The organism is Mesorhizobium sp. M7A.F.Ca.US.014.04.1.1 (genome assembly GCF_003998745.1).
Taxonomy (GTDB): Bacteria; Pseudomonadota; Alphaproteobacteria; order Rhizobiales; family Rhizobiaceae; genus Mesorhizobium; species Mesorhizobium ciceri.
The window spans coordinates 1-1242 of record NZ_RZRW01001024.1; the positions used below are offsets into that span (position 1 = coordinate 1).

Sequence of the window (1242 nt, forward strand, 5' to 3'; positions counted from 1 at the left end):
GATCACCGCTACCAGCATCGGGTAGAATGGAAAGAAGCCCCATCGTCCGACATTGCTTTGGTTCGGGATGGGAAAGCGCTCGTAGCCGCGTTCGGAAATGTCCACATACCAGTGGCAATCCCATCGGCAGAGCGCACGAGCATAAGACCCGAAGCCTGGTTCTGCCAATGTTGAAGCAACAGCGGCATAACGGATGGCAAGGCCAGTGAAACCGAACAGGAGCGGGACTGCCACCACCGCTGCCGCTACCATGTGGCGCCTGTTGATCGTCGGGCCGTAGTCGGGGAAAATCTCGAACTGCTCTGCGCCCTTCATCGACGGCGCATCGCCGGGGCTCTTGATGGCCGGGACGAGATTGTCAGTCCCGGATTTTCTCATCGCGGAGCACCGGCGCGGCGCGTTTCCATCCCCTGATGGGAGCCCGCTTCGACTGTGACCAAACCGCCGACCGTGGCCTTGCCAGCTTCATAGTCGACCGGCGTGGCGTGGCCCGGCGCCTTTGCCTTCTCCGGCGCGTTGCTTCCCCGACGGTCGTCGCGCAGTTCCAGATGAGTGACGCCGCCTGCCGTCACCTCGAGCCCAAAGTCGATGCCAGTCTGTCTCTGCGCCATGTGAGAGATTCTGGAGCGCGGCCGGCGGTCGTCAAGAGGTTGCTAATATTCGAACGGCAAAGGGCAACAATCCTTTGGCTGCATCACATATCAGTTCATTTTGAACCAGCCTTCGGGAACGCCTAAGGGCCGCGTTCGGCACCTTTGCCAAGGCGCGTTGTAACGAGCCGCAGCAACCGTTTGCATTCCGGCTCATGACGCAAAGCTCCGGCCAAGGAGTCTTTTCAGGCCGGTCGTGCCAAGCGGCCACGGCCCCAAGTCGCGCATGTCGACCTGCTAGCAACAGACCAAGGAAATCATAATTTGTCGAGCTCGCCGCTTCTCGCATGGACCGGTCGTTGTCGCCGTTTTGATGACCTCGGGACGATCGTGGGGCCAAATTGCTTGCCTAGTGGAGGTCAGCGTCGTCGAGAACACGATAATCATGCATGCCTCGCGGCCGGCGATAAGCTGTTGTGCAGCCTTGACGCAGGGATGGTCCACCGACAATCTAAGGTCTTTCTCCTTCCGTGCGATCTCGTATGCCGACGGGCGCAGGCGCGAAGACCGAGATCGCCTTTGGATGGACCTTGAAATGGGCTGGTGTCGAGGTGACGATCTCACCATCGGTGTTGACCGGCATCGGCTTCTC

Annotated in this window: 1 protein-coding gene and 2 pseudogenes; all 3 read right to left on the bottom strand. The window is 60.0% G+C overall.

Translation table 11 applies throughout. From position 1 onward, the window contains the following. Nucleotides 1–378 (bottom strand): annotated as a pseudogene (locus EOA22_RS34140) (hypothetical protein); the annotation flags it as partial. Further along, a complete protein-coding gene (locus EOA22_RS34145) occupies nucleotides 375–611 on the bottom strand; it encodes a hypothetical protein (protein WP_063170804.1) in 237 nt (78 codons plus the stop codon). The pseudogene EOA22_RS34140 and the gene EOA22_RS34145, both read right to left, overlap by 4 nt. Nucleotides 612–1101: 490 nt before the next feature. After that, nucleotides 1102–1242, bottom strand: a pseudogene (locus tag EOA22_RS39300) (lipid kinase); the annotation flags it as partial.

Bases quoted from the DNA above. Each gene is read 5' to 3' on its own strand.
- EOA22_RS34145 (WP_063170804.1), bottom strand. From the start codon at position 611: ATGGCGCAGAGACAGACTGGCATCGACTTTGGGCTCGAGGTGACGGCA.